This window comes from Cellvibrio sp. PSBB023 (genome assembly GCF_002007605.1).
Classification (GTDB): domain Bacteria; phylum Pseudomonadota; class Gammaproteobacteria; order Pseudomonadales; family Cellvibrionaceae; genus Cellvibrio.
Window position 1 is genome coordinate 2,232,139 of record NZ_CP019799.1, and the last position, 17,742, is coordinate 2,249,880.

Here is a 17,742-nt window from a genome sequence, read left to right on the forward strand (position 1 = left end):
TTTGTTGTGCTCAATTAACGTTTGTTGTGCAGTTCCCAGGTTTCCATCTTTTTCTTTTCACTTTTACGCAACAATACATAAGTCGCACCAACCCAGCCGTGGCGTTTTTGTGCCGAGTGAAATGCCATGACTTCATCTAACTGCGGCAGCCAATGGGCAATACAACTTTTTAATTGTGCCGGCTGCTCACGCCCCTCACCTTTACCATGGGTAATTAAAGCGCAGCGAATATCGTTACTCATGCAATCTTTCACAAACTGAAATACCGCAGTGCGCGCTTGCTCAACCGTCATGTGATGCAAATCCAGTCGCGCATCGATTTGGTACTTACCCATACGCAAGCTGCGATAGACACCGTGTTGCACACCGTCGCGCTTGAACTCAATCACAGCGAGCGGATCAAGCGGTTCAATATATTCGCCAGAAAGAAAGTTTTTATCTTTGGCGAGTTCAGCCGTCGCGGCTTTGCGACGGGTTTCAATACTGGTTTTATCTGTATGCGGCGACGCAAGTACAACTTTTTCTTCAACCTTGATGGGTTTTACATCTTTCATTTGGGAGAGAAAGAAATCGGTATCGTTGCCTGAATTGTGGGTAGACATAAGCAGAGATCTGAACAGCCATTGAGGATATGGAATTGTAAAACAAAAGGCCGCCCTTGTGAGGCGACCTTTTGTTTTACGTATTACGCTGAGCGCGCGATTATGTACACACCCACTTATTTACCGCACCGCTATTGATTTGCGCGATTGGCAATCAGCTCATTTACTACGGCCGGATCAGCGAGGGTTGAGGTATCACCCAGTGAGTCCAGTTCATTGGCGGCGATTTTGCGCAAAATGCGGCGCATGATTTTGCCGGAGCGGGTTTTTGGCAGGCCAGGTGCCCATTGGATTACATCCGGACGGGCGATAGCGCCAATTTCTTTTACCACCAGGGCCAGCAATTCTTTTTTCAATTCATCGCTGGGCTGTTCGTCTGCCATCAGGGTTACATAGGCGTAGATGCCCTGACCTTTGATGTCGTGGGGGTAGCCAACTACCGCCGCTTCGGCAACCTTGTCGTGTAATACCAGCGCGCTTTCCACTTCAGCAGTGCCCATGCGGTGACCGGAAACGTTCAACACATCGTCCACACGACCGGTGATCCAATAATAACCATCGGCATCGCGACGGGCACCGTCGCCGGTGAAGTAGTAGCCAGGATAGGTGCTGTAGTAGGTATCGATGCAGCGTTGATGGTCGCCAAACACAGTGCGGATCTGGCTTGGCCATGCAGCTTTAATACAGAGGTTGCCCTCGCCTGCGCCGATCACTTCTTTGCCTTCCGCATCTAGCAACACAGGCTGCACACCAAAGAAAGGGACAGTGGCGGAGCCGGGTTTGAGGTCAATCGCGCCGGGCAATGGTGTCAGCATGTGAGCGCCGGTTTCGGTTTGCCACCAGGTATCCATAATCGGACAACGGCTGTCGCCGACGACACGGTAGTACCACTCCCAAGCTTCGGGGTTAATTGGCTCGCCCACGCTGCCGAGGATTTTCAGGCTGGCGCGCGAAGTTTTGGTGACGTAATCGTTGCCTGCGCCCATGAGTGCGCGAATCGCAGTGGGTGCGGTGTAGAAGCTGTTTACGCCGTGCTTGTCGATGACTTGCCAGCAGCGTGAAGCATCGGGATAAGTGGGCACACCTTCAAACATGAGGGTAGTCGCGCCGTTGGTGAGTGGGCCATAGACGATGTAGCTGTGACCGGTCACCCAACCTACGTCGGCGGTACACCAGTAAACGTCGCCTTCCTGATAATCGAACACGTACTTGTGGGTCATGGCCGCTTGCAGCAAGTAGCCGCCGGTGGTGTGCAATACGCCTTTGGGTTTGCCAGTTGAGCCGGAGGTGTAAAGGATAAAGAGTGGATCTTCGGCATCCATCACTGCTGGCTCACACTCTTTTGCCTGACGCTCAACCAGATCTTCGTACCAGAAATCGCGCTTTTCATCCCAGGCGATATCACCGCCGGTACGTTTTACCACGATACAGGTATGCACACCGGGGCATTGCGCCAGAGCGATGTCCGCATTCTTTTTCAGCGGGACGCGCTTGCCGCCACGCAGACCTTCGTCCGCCGTAATTACTACCTGACATTCTGCATCCTGAATGCGATCTTTCAATGCCTCGGGAGAGAATCCACCGAAGACGATGGAATGGATTGCACCGATACGGGTACAAGCGAGCATGGCGTAAGCCGCTTCGGGGATCATTGGCATATAGATGCACACGCGATCGCCCTTTTTCACACCGCGTTCACGCAATGCATTGGCAAGGCGACAGACCTGATCGTGCAGCTCTTGATAACTAATAAATTGGTCTTCGGAAGGATCATCACCTTCCCAGATAATAGCCGTCTGCTTGGCGCGAGCAGGCAGATGGCGATCAATACAGTTAACGCTGACGTTGAGTTTGCCGTCGATAAACCATTTCACTTCGCCTTTGCGCAAATCGCTCTTGGTCACTTGTGACCAGGGTTGCTGCCAGGTCAGGAACGCTTTCGCCTGCTCGGCCCAGAAGATATCCGGCGAATTTACCGATTGCTCATACATGGATTTGTAGCGCGCCAAGTTGATGGCAGCCTTGCTTTTAAAGGACTCAGGAACGGGATACAGATTCACTTCTGACATGTTTATCTCTCTTCGACGTTATCTTGTTATTCAGTGGAAAACCGCGAATGAAGGAAGGGGCGCAGACTCCATCCGTCTATAAATCTGAGGCTAAGCTTAGCAGCAATGATCGATAAATCTCAATGACAACGTTGTCTACAACAGTTAAAAAACGTTTATTTTACAACTTGCCCAGACACTACTCTTTAGACCTGCCCGGCCCTTCACGATCCATCCGCTCCAGCTCTTGTTTGTAAGCTTCCATCTCCTCCCAATCAAATGCAGTTCCCGCATTTAACTGACCTGGATGCTGCGCCCGCAGCTTGGCATTTTCTTGCAAGCTATGCTCTTTTTCAGATTCATCGTCCGGGTTATTTAACACATCGAATTGTTTCAGGATTTCGTCAGTTTTCTTGGACATAGATTCCCCCTCGAGTGACAGAAACAAAAAAGGGCCGCTAAGGACCCTTTTATACGCAACCTTGTTGCAATACAAACGCATCGCGCGTCAGACAATTTACTCCATTTGCATGGGAATAGTATTGCTGGTGCGATTAACACTGTTGTCTTCGTTCAAATAAACCAGCTTGGGCTTGTGTGCCGCCAGCTCTTCGTCATTAAAGTAACCGTAGGTAGCGATAATGACGCGATCCCCCACTGCCACTTTACGCGCCGCAGCGCCATTCATGGAGAAGGTACCTGAACCAGGTTCGGCAAGGATGATATAGGTGTGGAAACGCTCGCCATTATTGACGTTATAGATATCGATTTGCTCGAACTCGCGCATACCTGCCAGTGCTACCAAGTCGGCATCAATCGCGCAGGAACCGTCGTACCACAGTTCGGCCTGGGTTACCTTGGCCATGTGTAATTTTGCTTTAAGCATATGAGTCAGCATGGAATCCTCCGGGGAATCACTGGTGCGGCGCCCTGATTGACTCAGGCAAGCACCACAGAAACATTGTCAATTAATCGTGCACCCTGGGTATACATGGCGCCGAGTATAGTGATCTCCCGATCATCGTGTGCCGCCATTTCCAGTGTGCGGCTATTACAAATACTGATGTAGTCCACTCGAAAGCCCGCTGCTTCTATTTGCGCACGCGCTTCGTCCACCAGCACAGAAAAATCGCGGCGACCATCGCTGATCGCCTGCTTGATCCCATTCAAACTGCGGTTGAGTACCGCCACGTTCGGGCGCTCATCGGCAGTGATAAAACCATTGCGCGAACTCATCGCCAAGCCGTCTTCCTCGCGGAAAATGTCGCCAGCGGTGATTTTAATGGGAATACACAGGTCTTCCACCATACGGCGGATCACCGCCAACTGCTGAAAATCCTTGATGCCAAACACTGCTTCATCTGGCTGCACAATATTAAACAACTTGGTGACTACGGTTGTCACGCCCTCAAAGTGACCGGGGCGGCTGGCACCGCAGAGCACATCGGTCATGGTCGGCACTATGACACGAGTCTGTTCGGCCATACCGTTGGGGTAAATTTCTTTTTCATCGGGGCAAAACAGGTAGTTACAGCCCACAGCGTCCAACTTGGCCGAGTCGGCAGCGAGTGTACGCGGGTACTTATCCCAGTCCTCATTCAATCCAAACTGCAATGGATTGACGAAAATACTGGTCACGACCACATCGCAATTGCGCTGGGCGATTTTCACCAATTCGATGTGCGCGCTGTGTAAGTTGCCCATGGTCGGCACAAACCCGATGCGCTTACCGGCTTTGCGCTCGGCAGCCAAGGCATCACGAAGGGATTGGATATGGTGAAAAACCTGCATATTCATGCCTCAAACTGCCCGTCAAACAGGAGTGGATTCGGGCGCGCGATGATACACGCTCAGGCTGGAGAAGTATATTTTGTGGACAAAGAATAACCGCATCTTGAGCAAAACCGCGCCTTAGGGGAATAGCCGAACCTGATCACCAACCTGCGGTAGACGCAGCACAGCATCGCCCATTCGCATCAATCCACCCTGAATGACTTTGGCACACAAGCCGCCGTAACCAAACATAGCCGCAGTACCACCCGCACCAAGGGCTTCATCCATACGCGAACAGGGGTGACAGAGAGCGCTGGTTTCGAGGATGACATCGCCAATTTGCAAACGCTGGTAGCGCAGCAAATTCATATTCATGCCGGAGATCACCAGATTACGACGCAGCAGGCGCGGATCAATCGATGCATGCCCTGTGTGATGACAAATCTGCTGGATATATTCACTGCTGATCAACGTGACTTGGCGCGCTGAACCCGGTGTTTTTTTCATGCGGTGATCACCCACCAACCCCAAGCCCACCACCGCTTCAACCTGATCGACCACTACCACTTCACCGCGCCGCTCACTGCGCAAGCCAATCCACTCCAGTTTTCCGGGGGCGATATTGGCGCAAAGTTTATCGAGCAATTTGGCTTGGCTGTTCATGGAGGTGCTCATTAGGGTTTGGCGAGGTAATCCACGCCGGGAAGGGATTTAAAGTGGGCATCGCAAGTCAGTAAGCGTGCACCAGCACGCTGGGCGCTCGCATAGACAATCGCATCGGCAGTCGCCAGCTTGTGCTGCCTATGCATTTCAGCCGCGAGCAGTGCGGTTTCGGTATCCAGATTGAGTACTTGGCATTTTTGGGTATAGGCAATAACGATGTCGGCAATATTTTCGTCGCACTCGCGCAGCAGCCATTTGCTCAACTCAAACTGGACTATGGTGGGCACCAAACAATACTCTTGCGCTGGAAACAGGCCAGCCAACGCCTCACGTAAATTACCACCAATTAACCACTCGATCCAAACCGAGGTATCTACGACCACTCGCATCAGTAGCGATCCTCGCGATCGCGGTAATTTTCAATGTTTGCACCCTTGGCGATACCGGCCAGCTCCGATAATTCCGGCACAGGCATAATCAATACCCCCTTGCCTTTGGGAATAAATACAAACTCCTGCCCACTCTGCCAATGCTGCTCTTCACGCACCTGCTGAGGGATGGATATTTGGTATTTGCTGGATAGAGTTGCAGTCGCCATTTCTTACTCCTAAAGGATCGATAAGCCACTCGTAAGAATATAGAGAGCATGCGATCAATAAGCAAGTAATCCGGCTTAATACTGATCCTGCTGGAAATACTCAGGCGCAAGATTATCAAAGCGAGTGTATTTGCCAACGAAGGCGGCGCGGCAGGTGCCGATTTCACCGTTACGTTGTTTGCCGATAATCAATTCAGCCATGCCTTTGTCGGGGCTGTCTTCGTTGTAGTATTCGTCGCGATAGATAAACAGGATCACGTCGGCGTCCTGCTCGATGGCGCCCGATTCACGCAAGTCGGAGTTCATAGGGCGCTTGTTAGGGCGCTGCTCTACGCCGCGGTTTAACTGCGAGAGGGCGATCATCGGGCATTCGAATTCTTTGGCCATGCCTTTGAGCGAGCGCGAAATTTCGGAAATTTCCTGGGTACGGCCTTCACCGCTGCCGGCAACCGTCATTAACTGCAGGTAGTCGACCATGATCATGCCGGGGTTGCCGTGTTCGCGGGCAATACGCCGGATACGGGCGCGCATTTCCTGCGGGTTCAAACCGCCGGTATCGTCGATAAATAGCAATTTGTCTTTCAATTTGGCTACGGCGGAGGAGAGTTTTGGCCAATCCTCTTCGGTGAGTTTACCGTTACGCATTTTGCCTTGGTCGATACGGCCAATGGAGGACATCATCCGCTGCACCAATGCGGTTGAGGGCATTTCCATACTGAACACCACGACTGGACGCGCTTGGTTAAACAAGGCGCCTTCCACGAAATTGAGTGCCAATGCGGTTTTACCCATGGACGGACGCGCTGCCAGAATAATCAGTTCGCCCGGCTGCCATCCGGAGGTGCGCTGATCCAGATCGGTAATCCCACTGGGCACACCGGTGATGTCGCTGCCGGAGCGGAAGAGTTCGTCGATGCGCTGTACTGTCGCCTTGAGGAGTTCATTCACCCCCACCAAACCGCCTTCTTTAGGGCGATCTTCGGCGATCTCGGCCACGCGTTTTTCGGCCAGTTGCAACAGGTCATCGGAATCCAGCCCTGCGGGATTCATACTGGATTTACTAATATCCTGCGCGGCGGCAATCAGTTGGCGCAGGGTGGAACGCTCGCGCACAATTTTGGCATAGGCGGCGATGTTGGCAGCACTTGGGGTGTTGTTGGCCATTTCGACCAGATAGCCCAAACCGCCCACACGCTCCAGCTCATCGTGCTTGTGTAGCTCTTCAGAAAGGGTGATGACATCCAGCGGCTGACCAGCTTCCTGCAGCGCCAGCATCATGCGGAAAATAAGCTTGTGATCTTCGCGGAAAAAGTCCGATTCGGTGACCACTTCCAACACCGCATCCAGGCGGTTGTTATCCAACATCAAACCACCCAACACCGATTGCTCAGCCTCGACCGAGTGCGGCAGGGCAGACTGGGCGGTTAGTTGGCTCGCGAGGCGATCCTCAAAACTGGCAGATTCGAAGCTGGATTCAGGCATAAGTAGTCAAAAACACTGGCATAGTTATTGATCGGCGAAGATCTTTATCGGCGATGTTATAGCGATAGATGTGCAAAAAAAATCGGGCACTTCTTCAACCCTGTGTACGTGTCAAAACACATAATAAAAGGTTGTCGATAGTGCCCGATTTCATCTGGCTTGTCAGTAATTCAAATCCCCCTACCGCCTTCCTTTAATAAAGGAAGCCTTGGAGGGATTCAATAATTACTCTGGAATAACAGCCAGTTTAACAGCCTGAATCACTTCAGCGTGCAACTGAACATCGATCTCGTATTGACCGATTTCACGCAGAACGCCTTGCGGCAAGCGAACTTCAGACTTAGCAACAGTCACGCCAGCAGCGGTGATTGCATCAGCGATGTCGCGAGTGCCGATAGAACCGAACAGACGGCCTTCGTCACCGGCGTTGGCAGCGATAGTCACTTCCAAAGCAGCCAGTTTTTCAGCGCGTGCAGTTGCATCAGCAATTTTCGCAGCAGCAGCCGCTTCCAACTCAGCGCGACGCGCTTCGAAGTCAGCGATGTTTTTAGCAGTAGCAGCAACCGCTTTGCCTTGTGGCAACAGGTAGTTACGGCCATAGCCAGACTTAACGCTAACTTTGTCACCAATAGCGCCTAATTTACCTACTTTATCGAGCAGAATAACTTCCATCTCTTTACCCCTTACTCGTGGCTGTCAGTGTATGGAATCAAAGCCAGGTAACGAGCACGCTTGATAGCAGTAGCCAACTGACGTTGGTATTTCGCTTTGGTGCCAGTGATACGGCTTGGAACGATTTTGCCGGTTTCAGTGATGTAAGCTTTCAGCGTTTCAACATCTTTGTAATCGATGCGCTTGGTGCCTTCAGCGGTAAAACGGCAGAATTTGCGACGACGGAAAAAACGGGCCATGGTTATACCTCCTGCTCTTCTTCAAAATCATCTGCATCAACACCGTCTTCATCAGACAGGTCTTCTGCGTCATCACGACGTTCAGCGCGCGCTGGGCGAGCTTTGCGTTCACGGCCTTCTTTTTCGGCTTTCATGATGAATGATTCTTCAGTGATGGCGGCATCTTCACGCAGAACAAGGCTACGCAAAATGGCATCGTTGTAACGGAAGTTGGTGGTCAACTCTTCCAATACAGCGTCAGAGCACTCTACGTTCATCAGAATGTAGTGAGCTTTGTGCACTTTATTGATGGAGTAAGCCAGTTGACGACGGCCCCAATCTTCCAAACGGTGAACTTGACCACCGTCGTTTTTGATAGCTGAGCTGTAACGCTCAACCATGGCTGGAACTTGTTCGCTTTGGTCAGGATGAACCAAGAAAACGATTTCGTAATGACGCATGTTTAGCTCCTTACGGGTTAAAGCCTCCTACTCTGCTGGTAACAGCGGGGCAGTGAGACAAGGAGTAGCCGATTTTACGATCACAGGAGTGACTTTGCCCCCGGCCAGTTTGGGGTGCGGAATTGTACGCATAACACCCCCTGCAGGCAAGTAAAACCACGGCAGGCATTGCCTTTTGCCCACCCTACTGCGCTATTGGCACCTTCCCGAAAAAAATGGCACTGCCACTTTATGTCGAAACCTGAAGCAGGTGGTCATGCCACCAGCCCTTGTATGACATTGGCTGGGCTCTGGTGCAGCCAGAGCGAATGCATCACTACACAAGATCACCAGGAGCAACGTCATGAAGAATAATTATCCCGGTTGCGCAACCCCACATGCTGCGCATTCCACACCTCCACGTAACAGGCTGTTCGCCAGCCTGGCTGCAAGCCTTGTCAGTATTATTTTCTGCAGTACAACCTTGGCTGCCGTCCCTGCGCTACAGGTACAGGGTAATAAAGTGCTCGTCGGTGGTAAATCCGTGAGCCTTGAAGGTGTTTCGCTGTTTTGGAGCAACACCGGCTGGGGCGCGGAGAAGTTCTATACCGCAGCAACCGTCCAACGCGCCAAAACGGAGTTCAACGCTAATCTGATCCGCGCCGCTATAGGCCATGGGGAAGGCGGTGGCATTCAGGATGACTGGAACGGCAATATGGCGCGCCTGGATACCGTAATACAGGCGGCGATCGACAATGATATGTATGTGATTGTCGACTACCACAGCCACAAAGCTCACGAGAATTGGGGTTCAGCAGAGGCCTTCTTCAAGCAAGTCGCGCAAAAATGGGGAAGTTACAACAACGTTATTTACGAACTCTACAACGAGCCGCTGAACGTGGATTGGAACAATACACTCAAGCCTTATGCCGAGTACGTGGGCGGCAAGATCCGCGCGATTGACCCGGACAACCTGATCATTATGGGTACGCCCAACTGGTCACAGGATGTCGATGTCGCCTCCGCCAATAAAGCCAATGTCTCTAATCTTGCCTATACCGTTCATTTTTATGCTGATAGCCACCAGGGGTCCTATCGCGCCAAGGCACAAATGGCACTCAATAACGGCGCTGCATTGTTTGCCACTGAATGGGGCGTGGGCCATGCCAATGGTCGCGGTGCGGTGAACTACGCCGAAACCTGGGCCTGGATCGATTTTCTGCGTGCGAATGGTATCAGCCATGCGGGCTGGGCATTCCACGATAAAGAGCGCGATCAGGCAACCGGCGAGGTAGAGACTTCCTCCTTTTTCTGGGCCGATGGATCACTAAAAGAATCCGGCCGGTTTGTGAAGGAAATTCTGGCGGGCCGAAAACCCATAGATGGCGATGACGATGGCGCCGGTGGCAACTGCACCAAAGCTAATCCCGGCGACACCATTCAAGCCGAAAGCTGGTGCCAGATGGCCGGCGTGAAAACAGAAACCACCAGCGACGCAGGCGGCGGTTTGAATGTAGGCTACATCGACAGTGGCGACTGGATGACTTACTCCGTGAATATCCCCGCTGCCGGCACCTACAAAGTCAGTTATCGCATTGCCTCGCAAGCAGGGGGAGGCCAAATCCAGTTGGAAAAAGCCGGTGGCAGCCCTGTTTACAGCAACATCAATGTGCCACCAACCGGAAACTGGCAAGCCTGGCAAACCATCTCCCACAATGTGGTACTGCCAGCGGGCGAGCAGTTGATTGCCATTGCTGCGATTACCGGTGGTTTTAACCTCAACTGGTTAAAAGTGGAAAATATTGGCGATAACCCCACGAATCCCGGCACAGTGATTGCGACGATTCAGGCGGAAGACCACAGCCAGCAAAGCGGGACCCAGCAGGAAACTACAAGCGATGCAGGTGGCGGTAAAAACGTTGGCTATATCGATGCCGGGGACTGGCTCTCTTACGCGGGTACGCAGGTCAACATCCCCAGCAGTGGCAGCTATGTGATTGAGTACCGTGTGGCCAGCCAAAACGGCGGTGGCAGCCTGACATTTGAAGAAGCAGGCGGCGCACCGGTGCATGGCACCATCGCCATACCTGCAACCGGGGGCTGGCAAACCTGGACGACCATCCAACACACAGTCAACCTGAGTGCGGGCAGCCATCAATTTGGGATTAAAGCCAATGCCGGTGGCTGGAACCTCAATTGGATTCGCATCAGTAAGGCCCATTAATCCCGACAAGATAGGATAAGTGAGGTTTTTGGCCGCCTTCGGGCGGCTGTTTTCGTTATGTCTGAACCGGCGCGGAGTCAACTAGTGGCAATGCTTGCTTGCGATACTCCGAAGGCGTCATTCCCGTTATGCGTTTAAAAAATCGATGAAACGCCGATTGGCTGTTGAAGCCGGATTGATAGAGTATGTCCAACACCGTATCGCCCGCACACTCAGGTGCCGCCAATAACCGCTTGGCCTCTTCCACCCGCTGGGTATTGATAAATTCAAAGAAGTTTTGCTGGTAGTGGTCATTGATAATGGTGGAAAGCTCGCGTGGTTTGATTCCAATCTGCTCCGCAAAACGCTCCAGATTAATATGACTTTCCAAATGCAGCCGTTGCTCGCGGATACCGCGCGCTACCGCCTCGCGCTTTTCGTCCACCTGCGGAATATCCTGTAACCGGTCTTTTTCCGGCGCTACGGCCACCACCAATTCATGTTGCAGCAGCTCGCGGGTATTGCGCCAGCCAAACAGGAACAGGCCATTCACCAGCAGCACTGTAAGGTAGTTATTCATTATGCCCAGCAGGTCATTGGTCTCACCGCTCACATAACCGCCCAGGAAATAGGCTATAAATGACCAAAGCCAGTGGATAAAAAATCCGCCCAACACCCAATCCGCCAATCGCAATTCCCGGTCAGCGATGCTGGAGTACATTTGTTTTAACTGCTGACGCAAACGACACTCGGTGTAGAAACAAGCAAGCACATAAATGAGCGGCGAGCATTTGACCAGGAACCACACAAAAGCCAAAGCCGCCCTATCTGCCTCCGACAAAGCAGCCCAGTGCCAGGGCAGCCAGTCATGGAGACTCAGGTCATACACAAAAATCACCCCCACCGCCAACAGGGCAGGCAGCAGATGCACACCATGGCGCCACTGATAGACGTCACCCTCGCAAGACAGTGAGCGCAAATAAAAGAACAACACCGGCCCTTGCAACAAGAGGCAAGCCGATAACAGCGCGGGCAGCCAAGGGTAATGAGCTATCGCCATCGACTGGAAACTGGCATTCCAGGTGATCAGCGTGCTGGTAAGCGTGCCTATCACCAGGATGAAAAAGAATTGCAGCAGTCGACGTGACGGTTTCCTGCCGCCAGGCAGCACGCCAAGTGCAATACACAGCATCAAGGTTTCCAAAATAGTCAGGGCGATGACTACTTCATGCAAGTTGAGTAAGAGATGTTTCATTATTTTTATGTGTCGGTAATTCGATGATGGTTTTTATGGAATGACCAATCAGCGCTTCAGCTGACCGCACCGCTAAATTATCACAGCCTGTAGTGTCGCCACTGATCCCACTTTGCATTTTCATCACATGGCCTTGCCCGGCGTTAACCGCCGGGTAACAAGCGGGACAGGCTTTCACGACCAATCCCATTTATGTACCACAAGTGGGAACTCCCACTTTCCTGATAAACCCGTGCGAAGGAAGCTCCCATCAGGTTGCTCGCTTACATTAGGCAAGCCCTTTACGGCACTACTCCAAAATCTCCTGTTATAAAAAACAATAATTCCCCTGGAGAAACTATGAAACTCAAACATTCGGCGAGTATCCACTCGCTGGCGCTGGCCATGTTCAGCCTCAGCGCAGCCCATACCCAGGCAACAGACTACAACGATCCCTGGTGGGCCAGCCCCAATGCTAATACCAGTTTTGTCGACCAATTCGATGGCGTGAGTATTGACCGCAGCAAGTGGTTAGTGGAGCAAAACATTTTTGTGAATGGCGAGGATATTGATTATCAGGATGTGGAATACCCCGCCGCTGACTGGACTTTCCGCGTCGGCCAACCTGATACCGGTGCCACAGATGGCAAGGTGCTCAACCTGAAGGCCCGCTATATGGATGGCCAGATCCAGGACTATTACGGCGGCGTTGCCGGTCAGGGCAAGCCGCTCTTTATCCGTGCGGGCCGGATTGAATCGCAAATTACCGATGATTCCACCTTTGTGTATGGCAAATTTGAAGCGCGCATCAAAATGCCACCGGCGCGCAACGCCGAATTCCCGGCCTGGTGGTTGTTGGGTAACTTCCCCGATGTGGGTTGGACTGCTTGCCAGGAGCTGGACATTATTGAGTTCACTGGCGCCAATGTCAGCAAAGCACCGCAAACCCACTGGTCGGCGCCCTACGCGGCCTATGGCGGCAATCCTTACGGCACCACTTACGCACAACTGGGCATTAATCCCAGCGATGAATATGTCACTTACGGCGTGATCAAAGCCCCGGAATCGGTCGATTACTACATCAACGGCGTTAAAACCTACAGTTGGACCAAAGCCGAGCGCGGCGACCAGCCCTGGCCTTACCTCACCCCCATGCGCATGATCCTCAACCACGCCATCACCCATGTGGAATGGCCGGACGTGGGCAATTACAACCAGTTCAGCACCAACGCCAATGTGGCCAATAAAACCGGCTACACCCGCGTCAATAACGGTGTGACCGAGTATGAATATTTGGATACCGCCGCGATGAACGCCAATATCGGTCGTGCGGGTACGGATTTCCTGGTCGATTACGTTGCCCACTGGCCACTGCCGACCACCGACACGTGGCACAAGTACATCGACGAAAGCAAATACAGCTTCTTCCGCCCCACCAATAACACCAAAGGTTTCTATTCGCTGAAAGGCTGGATGGCGCCGGTGTCCGTCACCGCAGATGCTTACTTACAAGAAGGTGATAACGCCTACCGCGATAACAGCGCCAAAAATGCCGCTGACGGCTATGTCGGTTCCAAGTGGGCAACCCCGCGCGACGACAATATGCATTCAGTCACCATCGACTACGGCGTGGACAAACCCATCAAATACTTCTGGATTGAATGGAGCTGGAACCTGCCCAAGTCTTACGACATCTTCGGTAAAACTGCGTCCGGCAACTGGGAATTTATCCTCAATTCGGAGCAGCAAAGTGTGGGTTGGGCGACACATACTTTTGATGTGAATAAGACCTATCGCTACATAAAACTGGTCACCAAAGGTCGCATAGATAAAGCCGAGCCAATTTGGCTGCTGGAATTCAAAGCCTTTGAGGATGTGCACAATGTATACCCCAAACCAGCGGGTACACCGGTGGTGGATCGCACCGTCAATATGCTTGGCAACGGCAACTTTGCCGACGGCCTGACCGGTTGGGGGAGCGAGAACTACGACGGTGCAGGCGCGACCTATAGCGTTATCAATGGTGAAGCGCGCATTACCGCCGCCACGCAAGGCACCGGGTCTGGCTCCTACCAGTTGCACACCCAGGGGTTTGGCCTGAAGCGCAACTATCGCTACCAGATCAGCTTCCGCGCCCGCGCTGAAACGCCGCGCAACATCCAACTGCGTCTGGCGGAAAACCAATTGAATCCATCACCGGCCGGAACCTATTTGCTGCAGACCATCGCCCTTGGTACCAGCATGACCAGCTACAGCTTTAACATCGATTTTACCGGTGGCGATAACCCCGGCCGCCTCGCCTTCCTGCTTGGCGCCATGGGTAATGCAACGACCTACATCGATGATGTGGTGATTAAAGAAATCGCCTACATAGGCTCCGGTGACCCGCTGGTTCCGGCAATTACCGCCACCGATTTCAGCGGCGCCAGCAGTGGCTGGGAAACTGACTGGTGGGGCGTAGCGCAACGCGCGGTGGATGGTGCAACCGGCAACAAAGCCAGCGGTAACGATGGTGTCGCCGAAGGTCAGGACTTGTGGGTGAGCGTGAACATCGATGCCAACTATGAAGTGAAAGAGGTACTGGTAGCGGGCGATAAATCCGCACCGCGCAGCCTCGCGCAGTTCAAAGTGGAATACGGCACCGCTAACAACACCCTGATCGACTGGAGCAACAGCAATACCGATGGCGTCTATGAAAGCTTCAGCAACTTCGTCGCCTACCCACCCGCGAATGAACGTCGCTTCCGCTTCTGGTTCCGCCCACCGGCAGGTCAATTGGTGGAAGTGGCCGATGTGCAGTTGATGGCCGTCGACCTGAAGCCCCACCGCATCTACACCATTAATTTGGACAACGGCGGCAGCATCAGCCCGGCAGGCACTTTGCGCTACAGCAAAAACAACACCGATTCCGCGACCTACAGCTTCACACCACCACCAGGTGGATCGGTCGCCAATGTGATTGTGGATGGCGTATCGCTCGGTGCCATGAGCAGCTACACCTTCAATAATATTGCTGCCAGCCGCACCATCGCCGTCGCCTACAACACCACTGGCGCCAGCTCATCGGCGGCCAGCTCCAGTGCCCCCTCCTCTGCCTCGTCCAGCAGTTCGAGTGTGGCACCGGTGTTGTTGTCCCAAGGTCGGCCGGTTACTGCCAGCAGTAACTTCCAACCCGCAGCCAATGCAGTGGATGGCAACGGCGGTACGCGCTGGGAATCCACCCACGGTGTCAGCCCCAGTTGGATCATGGTGGATTTGGGCAGCAGCAAAAACCTGAGTCAGGTGATTATTGATTGGGAAGCAGCCAACGCCGCCAACTATCTGGTGCAGGCATCCAACAACGGCATGAGCTGGACCACTTTGAAAACCATCACCACCGGCGCCTTTGGTGATCGCACCGACACCCACAGCGTTACAGGCAACTACCGCTATGTGCGCATTTACGCCACGGCACGCAGCGCAGGAAACCAATGGGGCTACTCCATTTGGGAGCTCAAGGTAACGGGCAACTAACAACAATAACCATCGGCAATGGTTTAACAACCCAAACCACCCGCACTTCTCGCGGGTGGTTTTTAAAAAATAAATGGATCACTCAATCATGAAAAAAACCTACACCTTTTTATTATCAGCCATTTTCACGCTGGGTATTGGCAGCACCGCACAAGCAGCCGTCATTACCTTTGATGACTTGCCCGCAACCGAAGTCGACGCCATACACAACGGCTATCACGGTTTTCACTGGGGCGATGACTTCATGACCAGTGTTGCCTACATCCACAAAGACACCATGCCCGGCACCGGTTTCGCCACTGGCGTGGTATCTGGCAACTATGCTGCCTTCAATAACTTTGCAACCACCAGCACTATCAGCAGCAACGACCTGTTTGATTTCAACGGTGCAAACCTGACCGCTGCCTGGAATGAGGGATTACTGATTGAAGTCACCGGTTTTTTAAACAACCTCGCACTCTTCACCCAAACCGTCACCGTCAGCACGCAATACGCCCAGTGGTTTGATTTTAATTTTATCGGCATCAACCAACTCAGCTTCCGCTCCTGGGGCGGAACACCAGGCAACCCCGACGAAGGCGGCGAACATTTTGTGATGGATAATTTCACCTACAACGAATCCACCAGCACATCAGTACCCGAATCATCATCACTCGCCTTATTACTACTCGGCGCCGCCGGTATTTTATTAGGCCGCAAAACCAAAAAATCCTGATCTCCAGCAGTAAAACAACCCTGCTTTGCCGCCACCAAGTGATTGGTAGCGGCGTTTTTGTTTTTGGGGTATGCCAAGTATTTTTTTCAACCAACACAGCTAATGCTTCTCAATTTCTTACCGCTGTCCGCACTGTCCAAGGTGACAATGGCGGACACTTTCTTCGGACACTTTTCAATAACAAAAATCCGTTGAATCAATCAATAATTCTTTTAAAAACATCGGGTTAAAAATTTTCTGCACACTTGGTACGGGTCTTGAAATGCTATAGCAAAAAGTTCCCGAGTGATGCTGTATGAATATGAAAATTGCTGACACCTCCGCCCAGGATTTAATAGTGGGCCAAGCCAGGCTCAAAGGCAGGCGCATCGTTATTGCTGGCACCCTGTTGTTGCTGGCGGGTCTTTCGGTATCTATTTTTATTTATGTTGCCGATGTATTTACGTCTGGGCGGGTACTTGAGCGATCAGCGATTCGTGTGGCGACAGTGGAGCGAGGCACATTGGTGCGCGAAGTGGTTTCTCAAGGCCGAATTGTGGCGGCTAATAGCCCTACCCTATTTACGCCCGAGCAGGGTTATGTAGAAATGGCAGTTAAAGCCGGTGATACGGTTGAGCGCGATCAAATGCTTGCTACTATTATCAGCCCTGATTTAAATGAATTACTCGCGCGCGAAACAGCTAACCTCACCCGAATAGAAGCCGAGCTTGGACGCCAGAAAATAGAATCAAAACGTCGCAAATTGGAACTGGAACAAATTATTGCTATGGCCCAGGTCAGCAAAAATGCAATGGCACGAGAAAAGCTGCGCGCTGATCAAGCCGTTAACAAAAAACTGATTAGCCAGTTGGAATACGAAAAAGCCGACGATGATTTGGAGCGCGCCGAACTGGAGCTGGCACAAGCCAAACAAAATGGCGAGCTCGCCAACGAATCCTTGGGGTTTGATGTGGAAGCGCTGACATTGCAACTTAAAAGCCAACAACTTTTGGTAGATGCCTTGCAACGGCGTGTACATGAATTAACGATTAAATCGCCTGTTGCAGGAATGGTTGGTAATGTTCAGGTCATTAACCGGCAGGCAGTGGCTGCAAATCAAGCGTTAATTACCGTTGTAGATTTGAGCGCTTTTGAAGTGGAAGCGGTAGTGCCAGAAGGATTTGCGGACGATATAGCACCACTGATGGATTCAGAAATTACCCTGGGTGGTTCCGCTTATCCGGGTGTAGTCACCGCCATATCACCCGAGGTTGTTAACGGTGGTGTTAGCGCTCGTATTCGCTTCGCAGATGTATTGCCTGAAAACCTTCGCCAGAGCCAGCGCTTAACCGCGAAAATCTTTTTGGAAAACAAGCCAAACACCTTGATTGTTAATCGCGGCTCCTTCTTTGATGGTTTTCGTGGGCATGTCTACAAACTGCAACACAATAAAGCGCTGCGTGTCCCCGTAGTACTCGGAAGCTCGAGCCTGAAACATATTGAAATTGTGGATGGCCTACAGGAAGGCGACAGCATTATTATTTCTGCACTCACCACTAACGCAACTGAAGAACAAATTCTAATAACAGATTAATTTCTGGA

Annotated in this window: 19 protein-coding genes; 5 read left to right on the top strand and 14 right to left on the bottom strand. The window is 52.1% G+C overall.

Annotated features, from left to right (window positions below; translation table 11 throughout):
- Positions 1 to 14 precede the first annotated feature (14 nt).
- The 12 genes from smrA to rpsF form a co-directional block, all read right to left on the bottom strand.
- Positions 15 to 602 carry a DNA endonuclease SmrA gene (gene smrA, locus B0D95_RS09875; protein WP_078043751.1) on the bottom strand — a complete coding sequence of 196 codons (588 nt, stop codon included), beginning with the start codon at positions 600 to 602 and terminating at the stop codon, positions 15 to 17.
- 131 nt (positions 603 to 733) lie between these two features.
- On the bottom strand, positions 734 to 2,671 hold the full coding sequence (gene acs, locus B0D95_RS09880; RefSeq protein ID WP_078043752.1) for an acetate--CoA ligase: 1,938 nt from the start codon (positions 2,669 to 2,671) through the stop codon (positions 734 to 736).
- A 178-nt stretch (positions 2,672 to 2,849) separates the two neighbouring features.
- Positions 2,850 to 3,071: a hypothetical protein gene (locus tag B0D95_RS09885; protein WP_078045697.1), complete on the bottom strand. Its 222-nt coding sequence runs from the start codon at positions 3,069 to 3,071 to the stop codon at positions 2,850 to 2,852.
- A 96-nt stretch (positions 3,072 to 3,167) separates the two neighbouring features.
- Positions 3,168 to 3,548, bottom strand: coding sequence for an aspartate 1-decarboxylase (gene panD / locus B0D95_RS09890; RefSeq protein ID WP_078043753.1), 381 nt, complete (start codon positions 3,546 to 3,548; stop codon positions 3,168 to 3,170).
- Positions 3,549 to 3,589: 41 nt separating this feature from the next.
- On the bottom strand, positions 3,590 to 4,441 hold the full coding sequence (gene panC / locus B0D95_RS09895) for a pantoate--beta-alanine ligase (RefSeq protein ID WP_078043754.1): 852 nt from the start codon (positions 4,439 to 4,441) through the stop codon (positions 3,590 to 3,592).
- A 120-nt stretch (positions 4,442 to 4,561) separates the two neighbouring features.
- Positions 4,562 to 5,086 carry an MOSC domain-containing protein gene (locus B0D95_RS09900; protein WP_078043755.1) on the bottom strand — a complete coding sequence of 175 codons (525 nt, stop codon included), beginning with the start codon at positions 5,084 to 5,086 and terminating at the stop codon, positions 4,562 to 4,564.
- 11 nt (positions 5,087 to 5,097) lie between these two features.
- Positions 5,098 to 5,475: a type II toxin-antitoxin system VapC family toxin gene (locus tag B0D95_RS09905; RefSeq protein WP_078043756.1), complete on the bottom strand. Its 378-nt coding sequence runs from the start codon at positions 5,473 to 5,475 to the stop codon at positions 5,098 to 5,100.
- The gene (locus tag B0D95_RS09910; RefSeq protein ID WP_078043757.1) at positions 5,475 to 5,684 is read right to left on the bottom strand and encodes an AbrB/MazE/SpoVT family DNA-binding domain-containing protein; all 210 of its coding nucleotides are present in this window, start codon (positions 5,682 to 5,684) and stop codon (positions 5,475 to 5,477) included. Before B0D95_RS09910 ends, B0D95_RS09905 begins: the two co-directional genes overlap by 1 nt.
- A 75-nt stretch (positions 5,685 to 5,759) precedes the next feature.
- A complete protein-coding gene (gene dnaB, locus B0D95_RS09915) occupies positions 5,760 to 7,166 on the bottom strand; it encodes a replicative DNA helicase (protein WP_078043758.1) in 1,407 nt (468 codons plus the stop codon).
- A 225-nt stretch (positions 7,167 to 7,391) separates the two neighbouring features.
- Positions 7,392 to 7,838, bottom strand: a complete 447-nt coding sequence (rplI, locus tag B0D95_RS09920) for a 50S ribosomal protein L9 (RefSeq protein ID WP_078043759.1) — start codon at positions 7,836 to 7,838, stop codon at positions 7,392 to 7,394.
- 11 nt (positions 7,839 to 7,849) lie between these two features.
- Positions 7,850 to 8,077, bottom strand: coding sequence for a 30S ribosomal protein S18 (rpsR, locus tag B0D95_RS09925; protein WP_007643439.1), 228 nt, complete (start codon positions 8,075 to 8,077; stop codon positions 7,850 to 7,852).
- Between the two features lie 2 nt (positions 8,078 to 8,079).
- Entirely contained in the window at positions 8,080 to 8,517 is a 438-nt protein-coding gene (rpsF, locus tag B0D95_RS09930) for a 30S ribosomal protein S6 (RefSeq protein WP_007643441.1), read from the bottom strand.
- 231 nt (positions 8,518 to 8,748) lie between these two features.
- On the opposite strand from rpsF, the gene B0D95_RS20985 reads away from it, so the two are divergent.
- Both B0D95_RS20985 and B0D95_RS09935 read left to right on the top strand, forming a co-directional pair.
- The gene (locus tag B0D95_RS20985; protein ID WP_256386869.1) at positions 8,749 to 8,871 is read left to right on the top strand and encodes a hypothetical protein; all 123 of its coding nucleotides are present in this window, start codon (positions 8,749 to 8,751) and stop codon (positions 8,869 to 8,871) included.
- Positions 8,861 to 10,720: a carbohydrate-binding protein gene (locus B0D95_RS09935; RefSeq protein WP_078043760.1), complete on the top strand. Its 1,860-nt coding sequence runs from the start codon at positions 8,861 to 8,863 to the stop codon at positions 10,718 to 10,720. The genes B0D95_RS20985 and B0D95_RS09935 overlap by 11 nt, the downstream gene beginning before the upstream one ends.
- Before the next feature lie 55 nt (positions 10,721 to 10,775).
- Here the strand turns inward: B0D95_RS09935 and B0D95_RS09940 are convergent, their stop codons facing one another.
- Positions 10,776 to 11,954, bottom strand: coding sequence for an AraC family transcriptional regulator (locus B0D95_RS09940; protein ID WP_078043761.1), 1,179 nt, complete (start codon positions 11,952 to 11,954; stop codon positions 10,776 to 10,778).
- Complete coding sequence (locus tag B0D95_RS09945) at positions 11,926 to 12,132, bottom strand: hypothetical protein (protein ID WP_149867891.1); 207 nt, start codon at positions 12,130 to 12,132, stop codon at positions 11,926 to 11,928. The genes B0D95_RS09940 and B0D95_RS09945 overlap by 29 nt, the downstream gene beginning before the upstream one ends.
- A gap of 161 nt (positions 12,133 to 12,293) precedes the next feature.
- On the opposite strand from B0D95_RS09945, the gene B0D95_RS09950 reads away from it, so the two are divergent.
- From B0D95_RS09950 to B0D95_RS09960, 3 genes are all read left to right on the top strand, one after another.
- Complete coding sequence (locus B0D95_RS09950; protein WP_078043763.1) at positions 12,294 to 15,446, top strand: discoidin domain-containing protein; 3,153 nt, start codon at positions 12,294 to 12,296, stop codon at positions 15,444 to 15,446.
- 88 nt (positions 15,447 to 15,534) lie between these two features.
- A complete protein-coding gene (locus B0D95_RS09955; RefSeq protein WP_078043764.1) occupies positions 15,535 to 16,161 on the top strand; it encodes a PEP-CTERM sorting domain-containing protein in 627 nt (208 codons plus the stop codon).
- A gap of 295 nt (positions 16,162 to 16,456) precedes the next feature.
- The gene (locus tag B0D95_RS09960; RefSeq protein ID WP_078043765.1) at positions 16,457 to 17,734 is read left to right on the top strand and encodes an efflux RND transporter periplasmic adaptor subunit; all 1,278 of its coding nucleotides are present in this window, start codon (positions 16,457 to 16,459) and stop codon (positions 17,732 to 17,734) included.
- The last annotated feature ends 8 nt before the right edge of the window (positions 17,735 to 17,742 follow it).